The sequence below is a fragment of the Streptomyces sp. TLI_185 genome, from assembly GCF_003814765.1.
In the GTDB taxonomy this organism is placed as follows: domain Bacteria; phylum Actinomycetota; class Actinomycetes; order Streptomycetales; family Streptomycetaceae; genus Streptomyces.
The window spans coordinates 7,622,730-7,646,156 of sequence record NZ_RKRB01000001.1 but is presented as its reverse complement, the minus strand read 5'-3'; the positions used below and the strand labels follow the sequence as shown (position 1 = coordinate 7,646,156).

Genomic DNA, 23,427 nt, shown 5'->3' with positions numbered 1-23,427 from the left:
GGCGATTATCTGACAAAAGGGGATATATGGCGCGGGCGCCCATCAGTGCGCCAAGCCTGGGTACTCGACCTGCCACGGGGAAGTCCGTCCGACGTGAAGGGAGGCGCCCGCCCCACCGACCTTCCGGAGGCGACGTTGACGGTCCGTCACCCGAATGGACCCCCTTCGCGTGCCTCATCTCATATCTGAGATAGCCTCAACCCCATGGCAGACGACTACCTCGTACGCATCGGCAAGCTCATCCGTGACGCCCGGCAACATCGGGGCTGGACACAGGCCCAGCTCGCGGAGGCGCTCGGCACCAGCCAGAGTGCCGTCAACCGCATCGAGCGCGGCAATCAGAACATCAGCCTTGAGATGATCGCCCGAATCGGTGAAGCCCTGGAGAGCGAAATCGTCTCGTTGGGCTATGCGGGGCCGATGCATCTGCGGGTGGTCGGCGGCCGTCGGCTGTCCGGCGCCATCGACGTCAAGACGAGCAAGAACGCGTGTGTCGCGCTGCTGTGCGCCTCCCTGCTCAACAAGGGCCGCACGGTGCTGCGCCGGGTGGCACGGATCGAGGAGGTGTACCGGCTCCTCGAGGTGCTCAACTCCATCGGTGTGCGTACCCGCTGGATCAACGACGGTGTGGACCTGGAGATCGTGCCGCCCGCCGAGCTGGACATGGCGGCGATCGACGCCGACGCCGCCGTACGGACGCGGTCCATCATCATGTTCTTCGGTCCGCTGCTGCACCGCATGGACAACTTCAAGCTGCCGTACGCGGGCGGTTGCGACCTGGGCACGCGGACCATCGAACCGCACATGATCGCGCTGCGCCGGTTCGGCCTGGACATCACCGCCACCGAGGGGCAGTACCACGCCCTGGTGGACCGGACGGCGCGGCCCGACCGGCCGATCGTGCTGACCGAGCGCGGGGACACCGTCACCGAGAACGCGCTGCTGGCCGCCGCCCGCCACGACGGTGTCAGTGTCATCCGCAACGCGTCCTCCAACTACATGGTCCAGGACCTGTGCTTCTTCCTGGAGGCGCTGGGCGTCAAGGTCGAGGGCATCGGTACGACGACCCTCACCGTGCACGGCGTGCCGCAGATCGACGTCGACGTCGACTACTCCCCCTCCGAGGACCCGGTCGAGGCGATGAGCCTGCTGGCGGCCGCGGTGGTGACGGAGTCGGAACTGACGGTGCGGCGCGTGCCGATCGAGTTCCTGGAGATCGAACTGGCGGTCCTGGAGGAGATGGGGCTCGACCACGACCGCACGCCCGAGTACTTCGCGGACAACGGCCGTACCCGGCTGGTGGACCTCACCGTGCGGCCCTCCAAGCTGGAGGCGCCGATCGACAAGATCCACCCGATGCCGTTCCCCGGCCTGAACATCGACAACGTCCCGTTCTTCGCCGCCATCGCCGCCGTGGCGCAGGGCAAGACCCTGATCCACGACTGGGTCTACGACAACCGCGCGATCTATCTGACGGACCTGAACCGCCTGGGCGGCCGCCTCCAACTCCTCGACCCGCACCGGGTACTGGTCGAGGGCCCGACCCGCTGGCGCGCCGCCGAGATGATGTGCCCGCCCGCACTGCGGCCCGCGGTGGTCGTCCTGCTGGCGATGATGGCGGCCGACGGCACGTCCGTACTGCGCAACGTGTACGTCATCAACCGGGGTTACGAGGATCTGGCCGAGCGGCTGAACTCGGTGGGGGCTCAGATCGAGATCTTCCGGGACATCTGAGCCACCGCCTCATCCGTGGTACAGGACCCGCACGACGAGCGTGTCGGCCGGCAGGGCGTCGAGGTAGTCGTTGAAGTGGCGGCGCCGCTGGGCGTTCGCGACGTCCAGCCACCGTCCGTCCAGGGTCAGCAGGGCGTTCGAGGGCAGGGCCTCGTCGGCGGCTGACCGTACGTACGCTTCGACGTCACCGGTCAGGCGGGCGACCGGGTCGTGGCCGATCAGCTCCCCAAGATCGGGGTTGTTGCCGAGCGCCACGATGGCCGGCTGGGTGCGGTAGTCCTCCAGGAGCTGTTCCCGCGGGTAGCCCTCGGGGTCGGCGAAGTGCCTGGCCCAGAAATGGCTCGACGGCAGGGCGGGCGGATAGGCGGCGGAGAAGTCCTGCCACGCTTCGAACGCCCGCCGCGCCCGAGCAGCCGCCTGCGCACGCGGCGGTTCAAGGTCCAGCAGCGCGCGTGGCCCGCCGTCGCACAGTGACGGCGGGACATTGCGCGGCTCTCCGGACAGGGCTTTGGCGCCCCGGATGAGGCGCGGGTCGTCCTCATGACCGGGGACGACCAGGAACTCGCAGCCCCGGCCGTCGATCTGCCAATAGTCCCACCAGGTCTCGACGTCCGGATCGCCCACTCCGGCGTCTCGGTTGTAGTCGTACGGCGCCATGGCCGCGCCGATGGCCTCGACGACGTCCCCCGGATCGCACGGGGGAACGCACACCGTCACTCGCTCTTTCGCCATGGCCCTTTCCTCGGTCTCTTCCCGACACTCACGATCACATCATCGGCGGTGTTTCAGCCCTTTTTGTTCTACAGAACCTTGACGCACTGATGTTCTTCTGTAGACCATCGAGCTATCGGTACCCGCACCGGCGCGAGGAGGCGCTCGGCATGGTGGTGGTGTCCTTCGACCGGAGTCCGCAGACGTACCGGCACTGGAACCTGTGGACCGACGGGCCGGTCGCCTGGCTCGAGCTGGACGTCGACGAGCAGGGCGGTCTGGTTCCTGGGTACGAGCTGAAGCTCAACTCCTACGACCTGGGCGTCGACATCGAGCTGTACGACGCGCTGCAGCGGCTGCGGTTCGAGCACCCCGAGGTGCGGGCGGTGGTGGTGACCAGCGCCAAGGAGAAGGTCTTCTGCGCCGGGGCGAACATCCGGATGCTCGCGGCCTCCCCGCACACGTGGAAGGTGAACTTCTGCAAGTTCACCAATGAGACCCGTAATGGCATGGAGGATGCCTCCGAGCACTCGGGGCTCACCTTCATCGCCGCGGTCAACGGCTCCTGCGCGGGCGGCGGTTACGAGCTCGCGCTCGCCTGCGACCGGATCCTGCTGATCGACGACAACTCCTCGACGGTGGCGCTGCCCGAGGTGCCGCTCCTCGGGGTGCTGCCCGGCACCGGCGGGCTGACCCGGCTGACCGACAAGCGCCGGGTGCGCAAGGACCTGGCCGACGTCTTCGCCACCCGCAGCGACGGCGTACGGGGCAAGACGGCGGTGGACTGGCGGCTGGTGGACGAGGTCGTGCCGCGGAGGGAGTTCCGTGCGGTCGTCGAGCAGCGGGCGAGGGAGGCGGCTGCCCGCAATCCCCGTCCGGCGGATGTTCGGGGGATCCGACTCGACCCGCTGGAACGGGAGTTCAATGAGCAAGGGGTCTTCTACCGGTATGTGCGGGCCGAGTTCGACGGTCCCGCCGGGGTCGTCCATCTCACCGTACGAGGACCCGAAGACGGCAGCGGGGACGGCTGGCTGCTCACCCTCACCCGCGAACTCGACGACGTGATCCTGCACCTGAGGACGAACGAGCCCGAGCCGGGCACCTGGGTACTGCGCACCGAGGGCGACCCCGCGCTCGTACTGGCTCATGAACAGCGCCTGCTGAGCACGAGGGACCACTGGCTGGCGAACGAGATCCTGCACTACTACAAGCGCACCCTGAAGCGGCTGGACGTCACCAGCCGCAGTCTCGTCGCGCTGATCGAGCCGGGCAGCTGCTTTGCGGGGCTGCTGCTGGAGCTCGCCCTGGCCTGCGATCTGCAGTACATGCTGGACGGGCCGCCGATCGAGGACCCGGACAGCGAGAAGAGGGCACAACTCGCCCTGTCCGAAGCCAACTTCGGGGTCTTCCCCATGGGCAACGGGCTGTCCCGGCTCCAGTCCCGGTTCTACGGCCGGGACGACCACCTCGACTGGCTGCGCCGGGAGGCCGGGCAGCCGCTGAGCGCCGCCCGGGCGCGCGAGCTGGGTCTCGTCACCGACGCACCCGACGACATCGACTGGGAGGACGAGGTCCGTCTCGTCCTGGAGCAGCGGGCGGCGCTGAGCCCGGACGCGCTGACCGGGATGGAGGCCAACCACCGGTTCGTCGGACCGGAAACCATGGAGACCAAGATCTTCGGTCGGCTCAGCGCCTGGCAGAACTGGATCTTCGTACGCCCCAACGCCTCGGGTCCGGAAGGTGCGTTGCGCCGCTACGGCACCGGGCAGCGGGCGGTCTACGACCGGAAGCGAGTGTGACCCGATGCCGACGGACATCGACTACGACTCCAAGATCCCCAACAATGTCGGCCTCGCCGACGACCGCCGGCTGCAGCGCGCACTGGAGGGCTGGCAGCCCAAGTTCCTGGGCTGGTGGGGCGAGATGGGTCCGGCGCTGGAGAACCACGGCGTCTATCTGCGGACGGCCGTGTCGGTCGGACGGGACGGCTGGGCGCACTTCGACCACGTCAACGTGCCTGACTACCGGTGGGGCATCTTCCTGGCGGAGCCCACCCCCGACCGGCGCGTGGCCTTCGGGGAGCACAAGGGCGAGCCGGTGTGGCAGCAGGTGCCCGGCGAGTACCGCGCCGATCTGCAGCGGCTGATCGTCGTCCAGGGCGACACCGAGCCCGCCTCGGTGGAGCAGCAGCGCCTGCTGGGGCTGAGCGCGCCGAGCCTGTACGACCTGCGCAACCTCTTCCAGGTCAACGTGGAGGAGGGGCGGCATCTGTGGGCCATGGTGTACCTCCTGCACGCCTACTTCGGGCGGGAGGGCCGTGAGGAGGCGGAGGCGCTGCTGCACCGCAACTCCGGCAGCCCCGACTCGCCGCGCATTCTCGGCGCGTTCAACGAGGAGACCGCCGACTGGCTCGCCTTCTACATGTTCACGTACTTCACCGACCGGGACGGCAAGTACCAGCTCGGCTCGCTGAAGGAGAGCGCCTTCGATCCGCTGTCGCGGACCTGCACCTTCATGCTGAAGGAGGAGGCCCACCACATGATGGTCGGGACGACCGGCGTCGACCGGGTGGTGACCAGGAGCGCCCAACTCGCCCGCGAGCACGACACGTCGGACATCGCCGCCTGCGGCGGCATCCCGCTCGACATCGTCCAGAAGTACATCAACTTCCACTACACGGTGTCCCTGGACCTGTTCGGCAGCGAGACCTCCACCAATGCGGCCAACTACTACACCGCGGGGCTCAAGGGCCGCTGGCAGGAGGAGCGACGAAAGGACGACCACCGGCTCACCGACGACGGCGTCCGGTTGGACAAGCCGGCCGGCGACGGTTCCTGGGCGGTCGACGAGGTCCCGGCCCTGCTCGCCCTCAATCTCGACCTGCGCGACGAGTACATCGCCGACTGCAGGACCGGCGTCAACCGCTGGAACCGCATCCTCGACGAGCACGGCATCGACTTCCGGCTGCAGCTCCCGCACCCCGGCTTCAACCGCCACGTCGGCCTCGCCGCCGGACACCACATCACGCCCGACGGCACCATCGTCGACGAGAAGACCTGGGAGGCGGGCCGCGACCACTGGCTGCCGACCACCGAGGACCTGGCGTTCGTACGATCGTTGATGCAGCCGGTGTACGAGCGCGGGAAGATCGCGAGCTGGGTGGCGCCGCCGGTGAACGGCATCAACGGCAAACCGTTCGACTACGAGTACGTCCGACTGGTGTGAGGCGGCCTTGATGCCCGAGCTGTTCAACGCGGCGGACTGGCTGGTCGACCGGCAGGTGAGAGACGGGAACGGCGGCCGCACCGCCGTCGTCACGCCCACCCGGAGCCTGACCTACGAAGAGCTGTCCGGCGAGGTCCGGCGGGTGGCCGCCGGGCTGCGTGCCCTCGGGGTACGGCCCGAGGAGCGTGTCCTGTTCTGCATGGCGGACGACATCGAACTGTTCACCGGCATCCTCGCCGCCTTCCGCATCGGCGCGGTGGCCGTGCCCGCCTCGACCATGCTCACCGGCGCGGAACTGGGCAGGCTGGTGGCGGACTGCCGTAGCCGAGTGGTGCTGGGGTCGGCGGAGTTCGCCAATGTGGTGCGGGCGGCCGTGACGCAGGCCCCGGAAGTCGAGCGGGTCGTACTGGGCGACGAATGGCGGGAGTTGCAGACCTCCGGCGCGGACGGCACGACGTATCCCGCCTGGCCGGACTCTCCCGCCCTGTGGCTCTACACGTCCGGCACCACGGGCACCCCCAAGGCGGCGATGCACCGGCACGCCGACATCGCGTTCGTGGCGGAGAACTACGGGCGGCAGGTGCTGGGCATCGGCCCCGAGGACCGGTGTCTGTCGGTCGCCAAGCTGTTCTTCGCGTACGGCCTCGGCAACTCGATGTTCTTCCCGCTGGCCGTCGGCGGGACGGCCCTGCTGGAGCCTGCCCGGCCCTCGCCCGCGCTGTTCGCCAAGCGGGCGGCGGCCGACCGGGCCACGGTCCTGTTCGGCGTGCCCGGCTTCCTCGGCGCGCTGCTCGCGAGCCCCGACATCCCCGACGACGCCTTCGCGACCGTACGCGTGGGTGTCTCGGCCGGTGAGGCACTGCCGGCACGGATCTACCGGGGAATGCGGGAGCGGTTCGGCGTGGAGGTCCTGGACGGGATCGGGTCGACCGAACTGCTGCACATCTTCGTCTCCAACCGGCAGGGGCGGGTCCACCCCGGTTCCTCCGGCGAACCTGTTCCGGGGTACGCCGTGGAGTTGCGGGACAAGGACGGCCGCGTCGTGGAGGGCGCGGGCACGCCCGGCGAGCTGTATGTGCGCGGGGCGTCCGCCGCCACCGGCTACTGGTGCCGGGCCGAGACCAGCCGGCAGGTCTTCCTCGGCGAGTGGGTGCGCACCGGCGACATGTACGTCCGCAACGGCGACGGCACCTACACCTGCCTGGGGCGCACCAACGACCTGCTGAAAGCGGGCGGCATCTGGGTGTCGCCCGCCGAGGTCGAGGAGCGGCTGCTGGCCCATCCCGACGTGGCCGAGGCCGCCGTGGTCGGGGCGCGGGACGCGGACGGCCTGGACAAGCCGGTCGCGTGCGTGGTGCCGCGCGCCGGCCGCGAGGTCGACGAGGCTGCACTCATCGCCTGGTGCCGGGAAGGCCTGGCCGCGTTCAAACGACCGCGCGCGGTCATCGGGCTGCCGGAGCTGCCTCGTACGCCGACGGGAAAGATGCGCCGGAACGTGCTGCGCAGCATGGTCAGCGAGGGCGTAGAGGAGGAGTCGTGACCAGCGGCGGTTCGGCAGCGCCCTGAAGGGGCGCGGGGAACTGCGCGACCAGCCACGACGATGCTGTAGATGATCGACGGCCATCGCGGCCCGCGGCCGCGGCCCCGCGGCGGAGCCGCAATCGTCCGCGGTGGGCTCAGCCCTCAAGCTCCTCCCAGCGCCGGCGCGCCGCCGCCCCCCATTCGGCATGCTTGCCATGGAACAGCTCCGTCGCCCGGGCGCCGCTCCAGCCCGTGGGTAGCAGCTTCGGGGGCAGGCGCGGGTCCAGGAACGGGAAGCGGCGCCACTCGTGCACCAACTTGGTCAGGTCGTGCAGGACGGCGTCACCGTCCGCCGGGCGCAGGCCGCTGAACTCGTCGATGAACGCCTCGTACCGCTGCTCCACCTCGCTCAGGTCCCAGGCCCGGGCGACCATGGCCGCCTCGCTGCCCACGGCGCCGTAGGCCGCGGTGAAGGACATCGCGCCGTCGGCCAGTCCGAGTTCCTTCAGGACGCCGAGCGCCTCCGCCTCACGGTCGGTACGGGGCGTGATCCACACGCCGGGCTCCGGGGAGCCGAAGCCGGCCCAGCTGAGCCGGGTGCGGACGCGGTGCCGCAGGTCGCGCTTGGACTCCGGTACGGAGACGAGGACCACCAGCCAGGTGCCGTCCCAGACGCGCTCCCCGCTGCCGAAGTCGTAGATGCGCTGCGCTCCCTCGGTCAGCAGCCGCCGCCCCGGCGGGGTGAGCGCCCAGCGCACCCGGCGGCCCACCCGCTCCGAGGCCAGCCAGCCCTCCGCGGCCGTGCGGGCGAGCGCCTGGCGGGCCGACTTCTCCTCGATCCCGAACAGCGCCAGGGCCTCGACCAGGGCGGACGTCCACACCGGGCGGCCGCGGGGCAGGACGTACTCGCCGAGCAGGGTCATCAGCAGCGACCGGGCGCTCGTGTCACCGACCTCCCGGCGGCGGCTGACCACCGGCCGTGCGGATGCATCCTTCGGCATGCCTACACAATATCTTGTCGTTGCGCGACCCATCCGTAGAGTGTCGAGCGGGTGCGTGCCGCCGGCCGGGTCCGGCGGCGCGAACCGGTGGTGGTCAGCCCTTGGCCAGGGTGACCTCGTGCCGCTCGTCGGCGTGGATGCGGGGCAGCGGCAGGATGCCCTCGAAGCGGAGTTCCGCGACCGTGGCCTCCACGCTGACCTTGCCCGGGCCGATGGCAGGCGACGGTCTGCTGGTGTTCTCCCAGCGGTGTGTCACACCGTCGCACACGGCGACCGTGCCGCCGATGCCCTGGATCAGGGTCGAGGTGCCGTGCGTCGCGGAGGCCTTCGTGGTGCTCACGGAGGAGCTGACGAAGGCCGCGCCCGTACTGCCCGTGCAGCGGTAGGTGCCGGAGAGGGTGACGGTGCCGTCCGCGGAGACGTGGCCCGTCGGGTCGACGGTCACCGTCTCCTCCAGCTCCACGGGCGCGGGCCTGTACGGGGCCGCGGTCACGGCGGGAGCGGCGAGCAGGAGCAGGGCAGCGCCGGCGGCGAGAGCCAGGGCGGGTCGCTTGGACATCGGAAACCTCCTGTAGGTGGGGCTTCCACTGGTACCCGGCGGGCGCGCCCACGGCCGTGACCGTCACCCACTCGGTGGCGAGTCCGCCCCGACGGTCCTGGAACCGTCCTGGTGTTGTCCGCGTGTTGTCACGCTTCCCGTCCGGCCGTTCCGATGCCCCGCGGCGGAGCCGCATATTGACACTGCGGGAGGGGAGGATGCTCCTCCCATAGGGACCGGCGGACGGTCCCGACCGACGTGGAGGTGCGCCATGTGTTCCCACCAGACTTCGTGCCCTTCCTTCGACGAGCTCGCCGTGCACGTCGTCGCCGCCCACCCCGAGCAGGGCTGGAGCCTCCTGTGCGACGGCGCGATCGTGTTCGACGACAGCGGTGAGCTGACGCCGGACGGCAAGGCCGTCGCACCGCACCGGGCACCGGCGGAGCTGCTGGCCGTCGCGGCGTGAGCCCCGCTCAGGGCAGTACCGCGAACCCGTCGAGCTCGATCATCGCCTCCTCGTCCCACAGTCGTACGACCTCCACGACCGCCATCGCCGGGTAGTCACGGCCCGCCAACTCCCGCCAGATGTGCCCCAGTTCAGGTGCGTGTGTGCGATACGCGGCCACGTCGGTGGCATAGACGGTGACGCGAGCGAGGTCGGCCGGGGTGCCGCCCGCCGCGCGCAGGGCCGCGAGGAGATTGGTGAGGGCCCGCTCGAACTGCTCGGGGAGGGTGTGGCCGACGACTTTCCCGTCGGCGTCCAGAGCGGTCTGACCGGCCAGGAAGACCATGCGGGTGCCGGTGGCGACGACGGCGTGCGAGAAGCCGGTCGCCGGGGAGAGGTCGGGCGGATTGACGCGCTCGGTGCTCACCGGGATTCCTCCGTTGCGTCCGCGTCGGCGTACAACTCCTTGGCGATGATGCCGCGTTGGACCTCGCTCGCGCCCTCGTAGATGCGGGGGGCGCGCACCTCGCGGTAGAGGTGTTCGAGGAGGTGGCCGCGGCGCAGGGCGCGGGCGCCGTGCAGCTGGACGGCCTGGTCGACGACGTACTGTGCGGTCTCGGTGGCGAGCAGCTTCGCCATCGCCGCGCGCTTCGGGACACCGGGGGCGTTCTCGTCGTAGGCGGTCGCCGCCGCGTACACCATGAGGCGGGCCGCCTCGGTGCGCAGCGCCATCTCGGCGACCTGGTGGGCGACGGTCTGCAGGTCCTTCAACTTGCCGCCGAACGCGTCCCGCCGGGACGTGTGGGCGAGGGTCGCATCCAGCGCCGCCTGCGCCATGCCGAGCGCGAACGCGCCGACGCTGGGGCGGAAGAGGTTGAGGGTACCCATCGCGACCCGGAAGCCCCGGTCGGCCTCGCCGAGCACATCGTCCGCCGTGACGGGCACGGCATCGAAGTCGAGGGCGCCGATGGGGTGCGGCGAGAGCATGTCGAGGGACCTGCCGGTGAGGCCGGGGCGGTCGGCGGGCACCAGGAAGGCGGTCACGCCGCGGGCGCCTGCGCCGGGGGTGGTGCGGGCGAAGACGGTGTAGAAGTCTGCCTCGGGGGCGTTGGAGATCCAGCACTTCTCGCCGGTGAGCCGCCAGCGGTCGGGGCCGTCAGAAAGGGCGGTCAGCGACAACGCCGCCGCATCCGATCCCGCCCCCGGCTCGCTCAGCGCGAAGGCGGCGACCGCGCTCCCCTCGCTCACCCGGGGCAGCCAGTGCTCCCGCTGGGCCGGCGTGCCGTACGCATGGACCGGATGGGCTCCCAGCCCCTGCAGCGCAAGGGCCGTCTCCGCCTCCGTGCAGGCGTACGCGAGCGACTCCCGCATCAGACAGAGGTCGAGGGCCCCCGAGGTGAACAGCCGCTCCAGGAGTCCGAGTTGGCCCAGTTCGGCGACCAAGGGGCGGTTGACGTGCCCCGGCTCGCTCTTCTCCGCCTTCTCCACGAGCGGGCGCAGCCGTTCGGCAGCGAGGGCGCGCAGCTCGGCACACCAGGCGGTTTGTACCGGATCGAGCGAGAATACGGGCATTGGCGGTCCCCTTTCTCGGCATCACCCCTCGACGATATCGCGCACCGTTGACTGTCGTCACCAACACGATACGCTCGAAGCGCGAGCCCACCACGACGCCCGAACGGCAAGGGGGCGCACCGCCATGAACGTCTCGGCCCACGTCGACACCTTCGCGCGCGACCACCTCCCGCCGCCCGAAGAGTGGCCAGAACTCCGGTTCGACCTGCCGGAGCTCCGTTACCCCGATCGGCTGAACTGCGCCGCCGAACTGCTGGACCATGCCGACCCCGGCCGCCCGGTGTTCCACACCCCTGCCGGGCCTTCGTGGACGTACGGCGACCTGCGTGCCCGCGTCGACCGCATCGCCCATGTCCTGACGGGGGACCTCGGCATCCTCCCCGGCAACCGCGTCCTGCTGCGCGGCCCGACCACGCCCTGGCTCGCGGCCTGCTGGCTGGCGGTGCTGAAGGCGGGCGGGGTGGCGGTCACGGTGCTGGCCCAACAGCGGCCGCACGAGCTGGAAGTCATATGTGACATGGCACTGATCCGGCACGCCCTCTGCGACATACGCGCCGTCGACGACCTCGCCAAGGCCGAGATACCCGGCCTGCAGATCACCACGTACGGCGGCGACGCCCCCGACGACCTCCTGCACCGCCCGGCGCCGGACACCCCGTACCCGACCGTCGCCACCGCGGCCGACGACGTCGCGCTGATCGCGTTCACCTCGGGCACGACCGGCCGCCCCAAGGGGTGCATGCACTTCCACCGGGATGTGCTCGCCATAGCCGACACCTTCGCCAAGCATGTGCTGCAACCCCATGTGGACGACGTCTTCGCGGGCAGCCCTCCGCTCGGCTTCACCTTCGGGCTCGGCGGGCTGGTCGTCTTCCCGATGCGGGTCGGCGCCAGCGCGCTCCTGCTCGAACAGGCCCATCCCCAGCAGTTGTTGGCGGCGGTCGCCGAGCACCGGGTCTCCGTGCTGTTCACCGCGCCGACGGCCTACCGGGCGATGCTCGACGAACTCGACGCCCATGACACCTCGTCGCTGCGCCGCTGCGTCTCGGCCGGCGAGAACCTGCCCGCCGCCACCTGGCAGGCCTGGTACGAGCGGACCGGGCTGCGCATCATCAACGGCATCGGCGCCACCGAACTGCTGCACATCTTCATCTCCGCGGCCGACGAGCACATCAGGCCCGGCACGACCGGCGTGCCCGTTCCCGGCTGGCACGCGCGCGTGCAGGACGAGAACGGCCGGCCCCTGCCCGACGGGCAGCCGGGACTGCTCGCGGTTCGCGGGCCCGTCGGCTGCCGCTACCTCACCGACCCGCGCCAGCGCGTCTACGTGCGCGACGGCTGGAACGTCACCGGTGACACATACGTTCGCGAGAGCGACGGCTACTTCCGCTATGTCGCCCGCGCCGACGACATGATCATCTCGGCCGGGTACAACATCGCAGGACCGGAGGTGGAGGACGCCCTGCTGCGCCACCCGGACGTGGTGGAGGCAGCGGTCGTGGGACGCCCCGACGAGGCGCGCGGACAGGTCGTCGTGGCGTACGTCGTCCTCAAGGAGGGCGCCGAGCGGGACGCCGAACCCCTGCGCACCTTCGTCAAGTCCGAGCTGGCGCCGTACAAGTGCCCACGCGAGATCGTCTTCCTGGACGCCCTGCCGCGCACGGCGACCGGCAAGCTGCAGCGCTTCAGACTGCGCACCGACCGTGACACCCCACCTGACGCGAAGGAGCCGCCGAAGGTGTCGTCGAACGTGACACCGAAGGTGACCAGCACTGATGCCGACGACCTAAGATGATCAACGTGTCCGACCAGCATGCACCACGGTCTCTCATCGTCACGCTCTACGGCGCGTACGGCCGCTTCGCGCCGGGCCCCGTGCCCGTCGCCGAACTGATCCGGCTGCTTGCCGCGGTCGGCGTGGACGCGCCCTCCGTGCGCTCGTCGGTCTCCCGCCTCAAACGCCGCGGACTGCTGCTGCCGGGCCGTACGGCGCAGGGCGCCGCCGGGTACGAGTTGTCGCCGGACGCCCGCCAGTTGCTCGACGACGGCGACCGGCGCATCTACGCCACCGCCCCGCCCGAGGACGAGGGCTGGGTGCTCGCCGTGTTCTCCGTACCGGAGTCGGAGCGGCAGAAGCGGCACGTGCTGCGCTCCCGGCTGGCGGGGCTCGGGTTCGGCACGGCTACGCCCGGGGTGTGGATCGCCCCCGCCCGGCTGTACGAGGAGACCCGGCACACGCTCCAGCGGCTGCACCTCGACCCGTATGTCGACCTGTTCCGCGGCGAGCACCTCGGGTTCGCGGCGACCGAGGAGGCGGTCGCCCGCTGGTGGGACCTGGCCGCGATCGCCAAGGAGCACGAGGCGTTCCTCGACCGGCACGCGCCCGTGCTGCACGAGTGGGAGCACCGGGTGGACACCCCGCCCGAGGAGGCCTACCGCGACTACCTCCTCGCCCTCGACTCCTGGCGCCACCTCCCCTACACCGACCCCGGCCTGCCCGCCGGCCTCCTCCCCGAGGACTGGCCCGGCGTCCGCTCGGCCGCCGTCTTCCGGGAACTGCATGCACGGCTGAGGGACGCGGGGGCCGAGTTCGCGGGCGTGTGACGGCGCGGTCGTGGGAAATCCGCGTCGGCGTCTCCTCAAGTCCCCAGCGTCAGGCGGGGCTTGGGGGCGTCCGAGCGGCCGGTCTGGGGGCGGCGGCTGCCCGCGCGGTAAGGGGCCGGCCAGACGACGCCGGGGCCGTCGTAGCCCTGCTCGGCTGCCGCGTGCAGGGTCCAGTGGGGGTCGTAGAGGTGGGGGCGGGCGAGGGCGCAGAGGTCCGTGCGGCCGGCCAGGATCAGGGAGTTGACGTCGTCCCAGGAGGAGATCGCTCCGACCGCGATCACCGGGATGCCGGTGTCGTGGCGGATGCGGTCCGCGTACGGCGTCTGGTACGAGCGACCGAACTCCGGGTGGTCGTCGGCCACGACCTGCCCGGTCGACACGTCGATGGCGTCGACGCCGTGCGCGGCGAAGGCGCGGGCGATCTCGACGGCGTCCTCGGCCGTCGTGCCGCCCTCGGCCCAGTCGGTGGCCGAGATGCGGACGGTCATGGGCTTCTCCTCGGGCCACACTCCGCGTACGGCGTCGAAGACCTCCAGCGGAAAGCGGAGTCGTTTCTCCAGCGAGCCGCCGTAGGCGTCGGTGCGGCGGTTGGTGAGCGGGGAGAGGAACCCGGAGAGCAGATAGCCGTGGGCGCAGTGGAGTTCGAGGAGGTCGAAGCCCGCGCGGGCGGCCCGCCAGGCGGCAGCGGTGAACTGCTCGCGGATGTCGGTGAGTTGGGCGCGGGTCAGCTCGCGCGGGGTCTGGCTGTCCGGCTTGTACGGCAGCGGGGAGGCGGCCACCAGGGGCCAGTTGCCGTCGGGCAGCGGTTCGTCCATGCCCTCCCACATCAGCTTGGTCGAGCCCTTGCGGCCGGAGTGGCCGAGCTGCACGCCGATCGCGGTCCCGGGAGACTGGGCGTGCACGAACTCGGTGATCCGTTTCCAGGATTCCGCCTGCCGGCCGGTGTAGAGGCCGGTGCAGCCGGGGGTGATCCGGCCCTCCGCGCTGACGCACACCATCTCGGTCATCACCAGGCCGGCGCCGCCGAGGGCACGGGCGCCCAGGTGGACGAGGTGGAAGTCGCCGGGGACGCCGTCGACCGCCGAGTACATGTCCATGGGCGAGACCACGACCCGGTTGCGCAGGGTCAGACCGCGCAGCCGGAACGGGGTGAACATGGGCGGCGTGCCGGGCGGACAGCCGAACTCGCGCTCCACGGCTCCGGTGAAGCGGGCGTCGCGCAGGCGCAGGTTGTCATGGGTGACGCGGCGGCTGCGGGTGAGCAGGTTGAAGGCGAACTGGCGGGGCGGCTGGTCGAGGTAGAGCCCCAGGTTCTCGAACCACTCCAGGCTGGCGCGGGCCGCGCGCTGGGTGGAGGCGACCACGGGCTTGCGCTCCGCCTCGTAGGCAGTCAACGCCTCGGCCAGGGTGGGCTGTTCCTCCAGGCAGGCGGCGAGGGCGAGGGCGTCCTCGACGGCGAGCTTGGTGCCGGAGCCGATGGAGAAGTGGGCGGTGTGGGCGGCGTCGCCGAGCAGGACCACGTTGCCGTGGGACCAGCGCTCGTTGACGACCGTACGGAAGGTGGTCCACGCCGACTTGTTGGAGCGCAGCGGGCGGCCGCGGAGCGCCTCCGCGAAGATCTTGGCGCAGCGTTCGACGGACTCCGTCTCGTCGAGGTCCTCGAAACCGGCGGCACGCCACACGTCCTCGTGCATCTCGACGATCACCGTCGAGGCGTCGGGGGCGTATGGGTAGCCGTGCAGCTGCATCACCCCGTGTTCCGTCTCGGCGATCTCGAAACGGAAGGCGTCGAAGGCGAAGTCGGCGGCGAGCCAGATGTAGCGGCAGTGGTGGGTGGCCACCTGGGGGCCGAACACATCGGCGTAGGCCTCGCGGGTGCTGCTGTTGACTCCGTCGGCGGCGATGACCAGGTCGTATGCCTGTGCCAGCCAGTCGGGGTACGGGGCCTCCGAACGGAAGCGCAGGTCGACGCCCAGGCCTCGGCAGCGGTCGTGCAGTATCTCCAGGAGGCGTTTTCTGCCGAGTGCGGCGAAACCGTGTCCTGAGGAGGTCTGGCGGGTGCTTCGGTGGACGATGTCGATGTCGTCCCAGCGGATGAAGTCCTTCTGGAGGGCCTCGTAGACGACGGGGTCGGCGTGTTCGATGCCGCCGAGGGTTTCGTCGGAGAGGACTACTCCGAAGCCGAAGGTGTCGTCGGGGGCGTTGCGTTCCCAGAGGGTGACCTGCCGGTCGGGGGCGAGGCGTTTGAGGAGGGCGGCGGCGTACAGGCCCCCGGGGCCGCCGCCGATGATCGCCACTCGTAGGGGATGGCTGGTCTTCGTCGGCGGGTGCGAGTCCGATGTGGCTGGTCGCGGCCGCGCGGCGGTAGCCGCAAATTCAACACAGTCCCGCGCCCCTGAGGGAGCCATGGTCACCGTCCCCTCCATTTGGGAGGGCGCTTTTCCTTGAACGACGCGTGGAACTCTGCGTAGTCCTCGCCGTTCATCAGGAGGGCCTGGGTCGAGGCGTCCAGTTCCACCGATGCCGCCAGCGGCATGTCCAGTTCGGCGGTCAGCAGGGCCTTCGTCTGGGCGTACGCCAGTGCCGGGCCGTCGGCCAGGCGGCGGGCCAGGGACTGTGCTGCCTCGTCCGCTCCGCCCTCGTCCGTCAGCTCGCTGATCAGGCCGATGCGCTCCGCCTCGGGGGCGCGGACCGGTTCGCCCAGCATCAGCAGCCGGGTCGCGTGGCCCAGGCCGACGACCCTCGGCAGCAGATACGCCGCGCCCATGTCGCCGCCGGAGAGCCCCACCCGGGTGAACAGGAACGCGAAGCGGGCGGACGGGTCCGCGACGCGGAAGTCCGCCGCCAGGGCGAGGACCGCCCCGGCGCCCGCCGCCACCCCGTGCACCGCCGCGATCACCGGGAACGGGCACTCCCGTATCGCCCGCACGGTCTGGCCGGTCATCCGGTTGAAGTCGAGGAGCTGGGCGGTGTCCATGGACAGGGTCGCGCCGATGATCTCGTCGACGTCGCCGCCCGAGCAGAAGCCGCGGCCCTCGCCGGCCAGCACCAGGGCGCGCACGGACCGCTCGCGGGAGAGTTCGGCGAGCAGGTCGCGCAGGTCGGCGTAGGCGCCGAAGGTGAGCGCGTTGAGTTTCTCGGGGCGGGCGAGGGTGACCGTGGCGACCCCGTCGGCGTGCTCCACGCGCAGATGCCGCCACTCGGAGGTGCGGGCGGCGGAGCCGGTGAAGGGACTCATGACGTGCGGCCTCCTCGGGGGGCGGGCACTGCCTCACTGAGCTCTACCCTTCGAAGCTATCACCCATCCGTGACTGTCGTCACGACGGCGCGATAGAACTCCTGCGGTGGAGTGCGGACATCACCGCGGATCCGACCCGGCCCGGTCACTTTCGTCACGGCTCGTCGACAGGGAGGCAACGGTGGGAGCGGCGCTGCGAGGCAAGCCGTTGCTACGGGTAAGCCGCCCGTCAGCGGGGCCGAAGGTTCCGCGCGGTGCCCGTCGGGCCTCTCGTCGGGCGGCGCCGTACCATTCATAAAAGTTGAAAGCAGGACAGCCTGCTCATGAACGGACCCGCCTTGTACGACCGCCCTTCCGCCTCCGCCGCTTCCTGGCGCATCGCACTGCCGCACTCCGCCGCGGCCGTGCCCGTGGCCCGCGCACTCGTGCGCACGGCGCTGGCCGAGCTGGAGCACGGGGCCGACTGCGACACCGCGGAACTGCTCACGGCGGAGCTGGTCGCGAACGCCGTGGAGCACACCGTCGGTGACTCCCCGATAGAGCTCGTGGTGGAGCTGCTGCCGAACGGCTGCCAGGTCGAGGTGCACGACCCCGACCCGATGCCGCCCTTCGATCTCACCTGCCCGGGCGCTCAGGCGCCCGACCCCTGGCAGGAGCACGGGCGCGGGCTGCTGCTGATCCGTGCGCTCAGCTCGTCCTGCGGTCACCGGCCGACGACGTCCGGCAAGGCCGTGTGGTTCCGCCTGCCGGTGGTGCCTCAGCAGCGGCGTTGGGCCTGAGTCCGGCGCCGGGCGTCACGCCAAAGTCGCGACCAGGACCGCCTTGATGGTGTGCATACGGTTCTCGGCCTCGTCGAAGACCACGGAGTGCTCCGACTCGAACACCTCGTCGGTGACCTCCAGCTCCGTCAGACCGTGCCGCTCGTGGACTTCGCGGCCGACGCGCGTGCCGAGGTCGTGGAAGGCCGGCAGACAGTGCATGAACTTCACGTCGGGGTTGCCGGTGGCGCGCAGCACGTCCATGGTCACGGCATAGGGGCCGAGCAGCGCTATGCGCTCGTCCCAGACCTCCTTGGGCTCCCCCATCGACACCCAGACGTCGGTGGCGACGAAGTCGGCGTCGCGCACGCCCTCCTTCACGTCCTCGGTGAGAGTGACCCGGCCGCCGGAGGCGGCGGCGAGCTGCTTGGCCACCTCGACGATCGTCTCGTCCGGCCACAGCACCCGCGGTGCGACGATCCGGACGTCCATGCCGAGCAGGGCGCCCGTGACCAGGTAGGAGTTGCCCATGTTGTAGCGGGAGTCGCCGAGGTAGGCGAAGACCGTCTCGCTGAGCGGCTTGTCGCTGTGCTCGGTCATGGTGAGCACGTCGGCCAGCATCTGGGTGGGGTGCCACTCGTCGGTGAGGCCGTTGTAGACGGGAACCCCGGCGTATGCGGCCAGCTCCTCGATGACACCCTGACCGTGCCCGCGGTACTCGATCGCGTCGTACATCCGCCCCAGCACCCGCGCGGTGTCCTTCACGGACTCCTTGTGCCCGATCTGCGAGCCCGAGGGGTCGAGGTACGTCGTCGAGGCGCCCTGGTCGGCGGCGGCGACCTCGAACGCGCAGCGCGTGCGCGTCGAGGTCTTCTCGAAGATCAGCGCGACGTTCCGGCCCCGCAGGTACTGCGTCTCGACCCCTGCCTTCTTGGCGGCCTTCAGCTCGGCGGCCAGCTCGATCAGGCCGAGGAACTCCTGCTGGGAGAAGTCGAGCTCCTTGAGGAAGTGGCGACCGGCGAGGACGGTCGGGACTGTCGCCATGGGGGCGCTCCAGGAATGCGGGGACGTATATCGCTGGAAGTCTATACGACGAATTGCATTTCTATACAGCTCCTATACGGCATCCCGTTCGACCGGACAGCTCATACAGCGCGGCCCGCCCCGACCCCGGCCCAGTTCGCTGCCGGGGATCTCGATGACCTCGATGCCCTGCTTGCGCAGATGCGTGTTCGTGGTGGCGTTGCGTTCGTAGGCGACGACGACGCCCGGCTCGACGGCGAGGACGTTGCAGCCGTCGTCCCACTGCTCGCGCTCGGCGGCGTGCACGTCCTGGGTGGCGGTCAGGACCCGGATCTCGCTCAGGCCGAGGGCGGCGGCGATCGCGCGGTGCATGTGCTCCGGCGGGTGGTCGGTGACCTTGAGTTCCTTGTCGCCGGCGCCCGGCTCGATCGTGTACGAGCGGAGCATGCCGAGGCCCGCGTACTGGGTGAAGGTGTCGCCGTCGACCATCGTCATCACGGTGTCGAGGTGCATGAAGGCGCGCCGCTTCGGCATGTCGAGGGCCACGATCGTCTGCGCGGAGCCGGCCTCGAAGAGTTTGTGCGCCAGCATCTCCACCGCCTGCGGGGTGGTCCGCTCGCTCATGCCGATCAGGACGGCGCCGTTGCCGATGACGAGGACGTCCCCGCCCTCGATGGTGGACGGGTAGTCGGCCTGGCCCTCCGACCAGACGTGGAACGTTTCGTCACGGAAGAGGGGGTGGTGGCGGTAGATCGCCTCGAAGTGCACGGTCTCGCGCTGGCGGGCCGGCCAGCGCATCGCGTTGACGGCGACCCCGTCGTAGATCCAGGCGGAGGTGTCGCGGGTGAAGAGGTGGTTGGGGAGCGGCGCGAGGAGGAAGTCGTCGAGGTCCATGACGTGGAAGCGGACGGAGGTGGGCTCCGCGTGGACCTCCAGGAACTCGCGTTTGGTCATGCCGCCGACCAGGGCCTCGGCCAGCTCCGGTGCGGGCAGGGTCTCGAAGGCGGCTCTGAGGTGGTCGGTGGCGAGGACGCCGTACTCCTTCTCGTCGAAGACCCGGTCCAGGACGAGCGTTCTGGCCGCCGGGATCTCCAGGGCCTCGGTGAGCAGGTCGCCGAAGAGGTGGACGGCGACCCCGCGGTCGCGCAGGACGTCGGCGAAGCCGTCGTGCTCGGCGCGGGCCCGGCGGACCCAGAGCACGTCGTCGAAGAGGAGGGCGTCCTTGTTGCTGGGGGTGAGCCTTTTGAGCTCGAGATCCGGCCGGTGGAGTATGACGCGGCGCAGCCGCCCGGCCTCGGAGTCGACATGCATTCCCATGCCTCCATCCTGACCATCGGGGGGCTTCTTGACCCGCCGGTCGGCGGTTTCTTCGCCTTCTTGTTTTCGTCCTCTTGACGATAAACGGTCGCGGCGATTATCGTCGAACAGACGAGAACCGAGGGGGTTCGATGGCCGACATCACACGGCGTCTGGGCTGGCGCCATCTGCGCGGGGCGCCGACGGCGCACATCCGGCACCACCGCGCCGGGAAGCTGCTGCACGACGGCCCGGGGCTCAGCTTCTGGTTCCGTGCGCTGACCGCGGCGCTCTCCGAAGTGCCGGTCGACGACCGGGAGTTGGCGATGACCTTCCATGCCCGTACGTCCGACTTCCAGGACGTGGCGGTGCAGGCGACCGTGACGTACCGGATCAGCGACCCGGGGCTCGCCGCGGCCCGGCTGGACTTCTCCGTCGACCCGGACTCGGGGGTGTGGCGGGGTGCCCCGCTGGAACAGCTGGGAACGCTGCTGACGGAGACGGCACAGCAGCATGCGCTGGATGTCCTTGCCCGTACGTCGCTGTCGTCGGCGCTGGTCGACGGCGTGGCGGCGGTGCGGGAGCGGGTCGCGGCGGGGCTCGGCGCCGAGCCGCGGCTGCCAGCGACCGGCATCGAGGTGGTCGCCGTCCGTGTGGTCGCGCTGCGTCCTGAGCCGGAGGTGGAGCGGGCCCTGCGCACGCCGGCCCGCGAGCAGATCCAGCAGGAGGCCGACCGGGCGACGTACGAGCGGCGGGCCGTGGCCGTCGAGCGGGAGCGGGCGATCGCCGAGAACGAGCTGGCCAGCCAGATCGAACTGGCCCGGCGCGAGGAGCAGTTGGTCGAGCAGCGCGGTACGAACGCCCGGCGGGAGGCCGAGGAGCACGCGGCGGCGGATGCGGTACGGGCCGAGGCGGAGGCCGCACGGACGGTGAAGCTGGCGGAGGCGGAGGCCACGCGGTCCGTGCAGCTCGCGGACGCCAAGGCGCGGCGTACCGAGCGGCTGGCGGAGGCGGAGGCGGCGCGGACGGTGCGGATGGCCGATGCCGAGGCGGCTCGGTCCGTCCGGCTCGCGCGGGCGGAGGCCGAAGGGGCACGTGAGGTCGGGGACGCGCGGGCTCAGGCGCAGGCGGCCTGGCTGCGGGTGCATGCCGAGGTGGACGTGGCGACCCTGCACGCCCTCGCCGGAACCCGGCTGGCGGAGAACCTGCCGAACATCGACAGCGTGACCATCTCGCCGGACGTGCTGACGGGGTTGTTGGCCAAACTGGGCGTACAGGAGCGGGCATGAAGGCGGGAGCCGGACAGACCGGACTCTCCGACGCGACGGGGATCCGCCTGCCGTCGGCCGAGCCGCCCCAGTTCCGCGGCAAGCACCCGGGCGCCGAGCAGCCGCCGTCCCCTCGTCGCACCGACGCGGGCGCTCCCCCGGACCGGCAACAAGGAGCGGGCATGAACGCGGGAGCCGGACAGAGGGGACTCTCCGGCACGAGAGGGATCGGCCTGCCGTCGGCCGACCCGGCCGAGCTCCGCGGCAAGCGCCCGAGTGCCGGGCGGTCGCCGTCCGTCTTCGCGCCGACGGGGGCGCTCGACCGGCCCGTCCTCTCCGTGGAGCGTGCCGCGTGAGCCTCGCCCCGCGTGTCGTCCTCGTCCATCGCACCACGGAGTACGAGGAACTGGTGGCCCACCACGGTACGCACGGGCAGGCCGCCTTCTTCCTCTCCTCCAGGGGCCGGGACATCGCGGAGGTCGCCGAGCGGCACCGCCGCACCCGGCGTGCGCTCGCCGAGGTGACCTCCGCGATTCCGCTGACCTGGCGTCAGACTCTGGTCGAGCGGGGTGACTTGGACCGCTTCCTGTTCGCACCGGAGGACGTCGTGGTGGTCGTCGGGCAGGACGGGCTGGTGGCGAACGTCGCCAAGTACCTCGCCGGGCAGCCGGTGGTGGGCATCGACACGGACCCCGGGCGCAACCCGGGCGTCCTGGTGCGGCACCGGCCCGGGGACGCGGCGGCGCTGCTCCCGGCGGTCCGCACGAGCGCCGTGGACGAACTCACCATGGTGGAGGCGGTCGCCGACGACACACAGCGGATCGTCGCGCTCAACGAGATCTACCTGGGCGCCGCCGGACATCAGACGGCCAGGTACCGCCTGGGCCTCGAGGGCGACGGGGGTGTCGTCGAGGCCCAGGCTTCGTCCGGGGTGCTGGTGGGGACGGGGACCGGCGCGACCGGATGGATCCGGTCGGTGTGGCAGGAGCGGGGCGCCGCCCTGACCGCCCTGTCGCTCCCCCGCCCCACCGACGACCGGCTGCTGTGGTTCGTACGGGAGGCGTGGCCGTCACCGGCCACCGGGACATCAATGGTCGCGGGCGAACTCGCTGCCTCGGCCCGTCTCACTCTCACCGTCGAGTCCGAGCGGCTGATCGCCTTCGGGGACGGGATGGAGGGGGACGCGCTGCAGCTGACGTGGGGGCAGTCGGTGCGGGTGGGCGTGGCGGGGACGTCACTGCGCCTGGTCGGGTAGCGGGAGCTCCTGCGCCCGCATCGGCGCCCACAGCGTCGCGCCGGAGGCCAGCGCGATCGCCGCTGCCGCGACCAGCACCGGTACGTTCCCCAGCGCCGCCGCCAGCGCCCCGCCGCCCAGCGCGCCGACCGGCACCGTCGCCAGGAGCGCCGCCTGGTTGAAGCCGGCGACCCGGCCCTGCATCCCGGCCGGCGCGATCAGTTGCTGGAGAGTGGTCAGGGAGATGGTCCAGACGGTGACGGCGAGTCCGTACGAGACCTGGTACACGAGGAGGAGCGGGAAAGCGGGGCCGACGGATGCCGCCGGGACCAGGAAGCCCGCGGCGCCCGCCACCGGTCCGCAGATCCTCGTCGTCCGCCACAGCCCCGGACGCGCGCCGAACCGCCCGGCCACCACGATCCCGAGCACGGTGGCCGCACTGAACATGGCGTACGTCGCGCCCAACTGCCAGGCAGGCAGGTGCAGTTCGCGGCTCGCGTACAGGACGTAGAGCGCGGCGGAGGCGCCGCTGCCGAGGTTGAGTCCGGCGCCGGCCAGCACCATGCGGTACAGCCGCCGTTCCCGCCGTACGACCTCAAGTCCCGCCCGCAGGGCGGCAGTCGGCGAGGTACTGGGGGCTTTCTGCGGTGCGGCCGGGGTGTCGAGGGTGGCGGGCAGGGCGAACAGCACCAGTGCCTCCACGGCGTAGGCGATGCTGCCGGCCGTCAGTGCGGCGCCGGTTCCGGTGAGGCCGACGAGGACGCCGCCGAGGGCCGGTCCGCCGATCTGGCCGATGGTACGGGCGCCGGTCAGTGCGGAGTTGGCGGCGAGCAGTCGGTCGGGGCCGACGACCCGGGGCAGCGCCGCCTGGAGGGCGATGGAGAGGGTGAAGGTCAGCGTGCCGGAGACCGCGGCGACCGCGTAGAGATGCAGCCAGGTGAGGTGCCCGGCGGCCCGGGCGAGCGGGACGGAGCCGACGACCAGTGCCTGGAGGGAGGTGGCCAGGACCAGCAGACGGCGCAGGCGTACGCGGTCGACCAGCACTCCGGCGACGGGGCTCAGTACCGCGCCTGGCAGATAGGTCAGCGCGAGGATCACGGAGGCGGCGAACGGCCCGGCGTCCAGGACCGTCACGGCGAGCAGAGTGAGGGCGAGCGCTGTGATCTGGCGGCCCACGGAGCCTGCCGTCTGTTCCGCGCAGAGCAGGACGAAGGGGCGGTGGCGTCGCAGGGGACTGGTCTCGGGCGGGGCGGTCACCG

General features: G+C 71.0%; 21 protein-coding genes. 11 read left to right on the top strand and 10 right to left on the bottom strand.

The genetic code is table 11. The features are described 5' to 3' along the window. The first annotated feature begins 204 nt into the window (after positions 1 to 204). Positions 205 to 1,734 carry a UDP-N-acetylglucosamine 1-carboxyvinyltransferase gene (locus tag EDD92_RS35300; protein WP_123968042.1) on the top strand — a complete coding sequence of 510 codons (1,530 nt, stop codon included), beginning with the start codon at positions 205 to 207 and terminating at the stop codon, positions 1,732 to 1,734. Positions 1,735 to 1,743: 9 nt separating this feature from the next. On the opposite strand, the gene EDD92_RS35295 is transcribed toward EDD92_RS35300, so the two are convergent. Continuing rightward, entirely contained in the window at positions 1,744 to 2,466 is a 723-nt protein-coding gene (locus tag EDD92_RS35295) for a hypothetical protein (protein WP_123968041.1), read from the bottom strand. A 149-nt stretch (positions 2,467 to 2,615) separates the two neighbouring features. On the opposite strand from EDD92_RS35295, the gene boxC reads away from it, so the two are divergent. From boxC to EDD92_RS35280, 3 genes are read left to right on the top strand one after another with little or no spacing between them, the layout of a single operon-like run. Further along, the gene (gene boxC / locus EDD92_RS35290; RefSeq protein ID WP_123968040.1) at positions 2,616 to 4,244 is read left to right on the top strand and encodes a 2,3-epoxybenzoyl-CoA dihydrolase; all 1,629 of its coding nucleotides are present in this window, start codon (positions 2,616 to 2,618) and stop codon (positions 4,242 to 4,244) included. A gap of 4 nt (positions 4,245 to 4,248) precedes the next feature. Beyond that, complete coding sequence (boxB, locus tag EDD92_RS35285) at positions 4,249 to 5,670, top strand: benzoyl-CoA 2,3-epoxidase subunit BoxB (protein WP_123968039.1); 1,422 nt, start codon at positions 4,249 to 4,251, stop codon at positions 5,668 to 5,670. 10 nt (positions 5,671 to 5,680) lie between these two features. After that, entirely contained in the window at positions 5,681 to 7,210 is a 1,530-nt protein-coding gene (locus EDD92_RS35280) for a benzoate-CoA ligase family protein (protein WP_123968038.1), read from the top strand. Positions 7,211 to 7,346: 136 nt separating this feature from the next. Here the strand turns inward: EDD92_RS35280 and EDD92_RS35275 are convergent, their stop codons facing one another. Both EDD92_RS35275 and EDD92_RS35270 read right to left on the bottom strand, forming a co-directional pair. Then, complete coding sequence (locus tag EDD92_RS35275) at positions 7,347 to 8,192, bottom strand: PaaX family transcriptional regulator C-terminal domain-containing protein (protein ID WP_123968037.1); 846 nt, start codon at positions 8,190 to 8,192, stop codon at positions 7,347 to 7,349. A 94-nt stretch (positions 8,193 to 8,286) separates the two neighbouring features. Then, complete coding sequence (locus tag EDD92_RS35270) at positions 8,287 to 8,751, bottom strand: DUF6299 family protein (protein WP_123968036.1); 465 nt, start codon at positions 8,749 to 8,751, stop codon at positions 8,287 to 8,289. Positions 8,752 to 9,001: 250 nt separating this feature from the next. Here EDD92_RS35270 and EDD92_RS35265 point away from each other — a divergent pair, with 250 nt between their 5' ends. Further along, on the top strand, positions 9,002 to 9,196 hold the full coding sequence (locus EDD92_RS35265) for a DUF5999 family protein (protein WP_123968035.1): 195 nt from the start codon (positions 9,002 to 9,004) through the stop codon (positions 9,194 to 9,196). A gap of 7 nt (positions 9,197 to 9,203) precedes the next feature. Here the strand turns inward: EDD92_RS35265 and EDD92_RS35260 are convergent, their stop codons facing one another. Continuing rightward, the gene (locus EDD92_RS35260; RefSeq protein WP_123968034.1) at positions 9,204 to 9,602 is read right to left on the bottom strand and encodes a RidA family protein; all 399 of its coding nucleotides are present in this window, start codon (positions 9,600 to 9,602) and stop codon (positions 9,204 to 9,206) included. Continuing rightward, entirely contained in the window at positions 9,599 to 10,747 is a 1,149-nt protein-coding gene (locus EDD92_RS35255) for an acyl-CoA dehydrogenase family protein (RefSeq protein ID WP_123968033.1), read from the bottom strand. The genes EDD92_RS35260 and EDD92_RS35255 overlap by 4 nt, the downstream gene beginning before the upstream one ends. Positions 10,748 to 10,871: 124 nt before the next feature. Between EDD92_RS35255 and EDD92_RS35250 the strand changes: the two genes are divergently transcribed. Together EDD92_RS35250 and EDD92_RS35245 are read left to right on the top strand one after the other, a co-directional pair. Next, positions 10,872 to 12,542, top strand: a complete 1,671-nt coding sequence (locus EDD92_RS35250; protein WP_123968032.1) for an AMP-binding protein — start codon at positions 10,872 to 10,874, stop codon at positions 12,540 to 12,542. Then, a complete protein-coding gene (locus tag EDD92_RS35245; RefSeq protein WP_030939744.1) occupies positions 12,539 to 13,351 on the top strand; it encodes a PaaX family transcriptional regulator C-terminal domain-containing protein in 813 nt (270 codons plus the stop codon). The genes EDD92_RS35250 and EDD92_RS35245 overlap by 4 nt, the downstream gene beginning before the upstream one ends. Positions 13,352 to 13,386: 35 nt before the next feature. On the opposite strand, the gene EDD92_RS35240 is transcribed toward EDD92_RS35245, so the two are convergent. Continuing rightward, positions 13,387 to 15,759, bottom strand: coding sequence for a bifunctional salicylyl-CoA 5-hydroxylase/oxidoreductase (locus EDD92_RS35240; RefSeq protein WP_399185497.1), 2,373 nt, complete (start codon positions 15,757 to 15,759; stop codon positions 13,387 to 13,389). Positions 15,760 to 15,761: 2 nt separating this feature from the next. Next, complete coding sequence (locus EDD92_RS35235) at positions 15,762 to 16,589, bottom strand: enoyl-CoA hydratase family protein (RefSeq protein ID WP_123968030.1); 828 nt, start codon at positions 16,587 to 16,589, stop codon at positions 15,762 to 15,764. 323 nt (positions 16,590 to 16,912) lie between these two features. Here EDD92_RS35235 and EDD92_RS35230 point away from each other — a divergent pair, with 323 nt between their 5' ends. After that, complete coding sequence (locus EDD92_RS35230) at positions 16,913 to 17,368, top strand: ATP-binding protein (protein ID WP_123968029.1); 456 nt, start codon at positions 16,913 to 16,915, stop codon at positions 17,366 to 17,368. A 15-nt stretch (positions 17,369 to 17,383) separates the two neighbouring features. Here EDD92_RS35230 and argF read toward each other — a convergent pair whose 3' ends face one another. Together argF and EDD92_RS35220 are read right to left on the bottom strand one after the other, a co-directional pair. Further along, positions 17,384 to 18,391, bottom strand: coding sequence for an ornithine carbamoyltransferase (gene argF, locus EDD92_RS35225; RefSeq protein WP_123968028.1), 1,008 nt, complete (start codon positions 18,389 to 18,391; stop codon positions 17,384 to 17,386). Between the two features lie 72 nt (positions 18,392 to 18,463). Continuing rightward, positions 18,464 to 19,687, bottom strand: coding sequence for an arginine deiminase (locus tag EDD92_RS35220; RefSeq protein WP_123968027.1), 1,224 nt, complete (start codon positions 19,685 to 19,687; stop codon positions 18,464 to 18,466). 131 nt (positions 19,688 to 19,818) lie between these two features. Between EDD92_RS35220 and EDD92_RS35215 the strand changes: the two genes are divergently transcribed. From EDD92_RS35215 to EDD92_RS35205, 3 genes are read left to right on the top strand one after another with little or no spacing between them, the layout of a single operon-like run. Then, the gene (locus tag EDD92_RS35215) at positions 19,819 to 20,955 is read left to right on the top strand and encodes an SPFH domain-containing protein (protein ID WP_123968026.1); all 1,137 of its coding nucleotides are present in this window, start codon (positions 19,819 to 19,821) and stop codon (positions 20,953 to 20,955) included. Next, on the top strand, positions 20,952 to 21,290 hold the full coding sequence (locus EDD92_RS35210) for a hypothetical protein (protein WP_123968025.1): 339 nt from the start codon (positions 20,952 to 20,954) through the stop codon (positions 21,288 to 21,290). Before EDD92_RS35215 ends, EDD92_RS35210 begins: the two co-directional genes overlap by 4 nt. Continuing rightward, positions 21,287 to 22,189, top strand: a complete 903-nt coding sequence (locus EDD92_RS35205; RefSeq protein WP_123968024.1) for an NAD(+)/NADH kinase — start codon at positions 21,287 to 21,289, stop codon at positions 22,187 to 22,189. Before EDD92_RS35210 ends, EDD92_RS35205 begins: the two co-directional genes overlap by 4 nt. Here EDD92_RS35205 and EDD92_RS35200 read toward each other — a convergent pair. Next, positions 22,169 to 23,425: an MFS transporter gene (locus EDD92_RS35200; RefSeq protein ID WP_260326956.1), complete on the bottom strand. Its 1,257-nt coding sequence runs from the start codon at positions 23,423 to 23,425 to the stop codon at positions 22,169 to 22,171. The genes EDD92_RS35205 and EDD92_RS35200 overlap by 21 nt on opposite strands. Between the last annotated feature and the right edge of the window lie 2 nt (positions 23,426 to 23,427).

Bases quoted from the DNA above. Each gene is read 5' to 3' on its own strand.
- EDD92_RS35300 (WP_123968042.1), top strand. From the start codon at position 205: ATGGCAGACGACTACCTCGTACGCATCGGCAAGCTCATCCGTGACGCC.
- EDD92_RS35295 (WP_123968041.1), bottom strand. From the start codon at position 2,466: ATGGCGAAAGAGCGAGTGACGGTGTGCGTTCCCCCGTGCGATCCGGGG.
- boxC (WP_123968040.1), top strand. From the start codon at position 2,616: ATGGTGGTGGTGTCCTTCGACCGGAGTCCGCAGACGTACCGGCACTGG.
- boxB (WP_123968039.1), top strand. From the start codon at position 4,249: ATGCCGACGGACATCGACTACGACTCCAAGATCCCCAACAATGTCGGC.
- EDD92_RS35280 (WP_123968038.1), top strand. From the start codon at position 5,681: ATGCCCGAGCTGTTCAACGCGGCGGACTGGCTGGTCGACCGGCAGGTG.
- EDD92_RS35275 (WP_123968037.1), bottom strand. From the start codon at position 8,192: ATGCCGAAGGATGCATCCGCACGGCCGGTGGTCAGCCGCCGCCGGGAG.
- EDD92_RS35270 (WP_123968036.1), bottom strand. From the start codon at position 8,751: ATGTCCAAGCGACCCGCCCTGGCTCTCGCCGCCGGCGCTGCCCTGCTC.
- EDD92_RS35265 (WP_123968035.1), top strand. From the start codon at position 9,002: ATGTGTTCCCACCAGACTTCGTGCCCTTCCTTCGACGAGCTCGCCGTG.
- EDD92_RS35255 (WP_123968033.1), bottom strand. From the start codon at position 10,747: ATGCCCGTATTCTCGCTCGATCCGGTACAAACCGCCTGGTGTGCCGAG.
- EDD92_RS35250 (WP_123968032.1), top strand. From the start codon at position 10,872: ATGAACGTCTCGGCCCACGTCGACACCTTCGCGCGCGACCACCTCCCG.
- EDD92_RS35245 (WP_030939744.1), top strand. From the start codon at position 12,539: ATGATCAACGTGTCCGACCAGCATGCACCACGGTCTCTCATCGTCACG.
- EDD92_RS35240 (WP_399185497.1), bottom strand. From the start codon at position 15,759: ATGGCTCCCTCAGGGGCGCGGGACTGTGTTGAATTTGCGGCTACCGCC.
- EDD92_RS35235 (WP_123968030.1), bottom strand. From the start codon at position 16,589: ATGAGTCCCTTCACCGGCTCCGCCGCCCGCACCTCCGAGTGGCGGCAT.
- EDD92_RS35230 (WP_123968029.1), top strand. From the start codon at position 16,913: ATGAACGGACCCGCCTTGTACGACCGCCCTTCCGCCTCCGCCGCTTCC.
- argF (WP_123968028.1), bottom strand. From the start codon at position 18,391: ATGGCGACAGTCCCGACCGTCCTCGCCGGTCGCCACTTCCTCAAGGAG.
- EDD92_RS35220 (WP_123968027.1), bottom strand. From the start codon at position 19,687: ATGGGAATGCATGTCGACTCCGAGGCCGGGCGGCTGCGCCGCGTCATA.
- EDD92_RS35215 (WP_123968026.1), top strand. From the start codon at position 19,819: ATGGCCGACATCACACGGCGTCTGGGCTGGCGCCATCTGCGCGGGGCG.
- EDD92_RS35210 (WP_123968025.1), top strand. From the start codon at position 20,952: ATGAAGGCGGGAGCCGGACAGACCGGACTCTCCGACGCGACGGGGATC.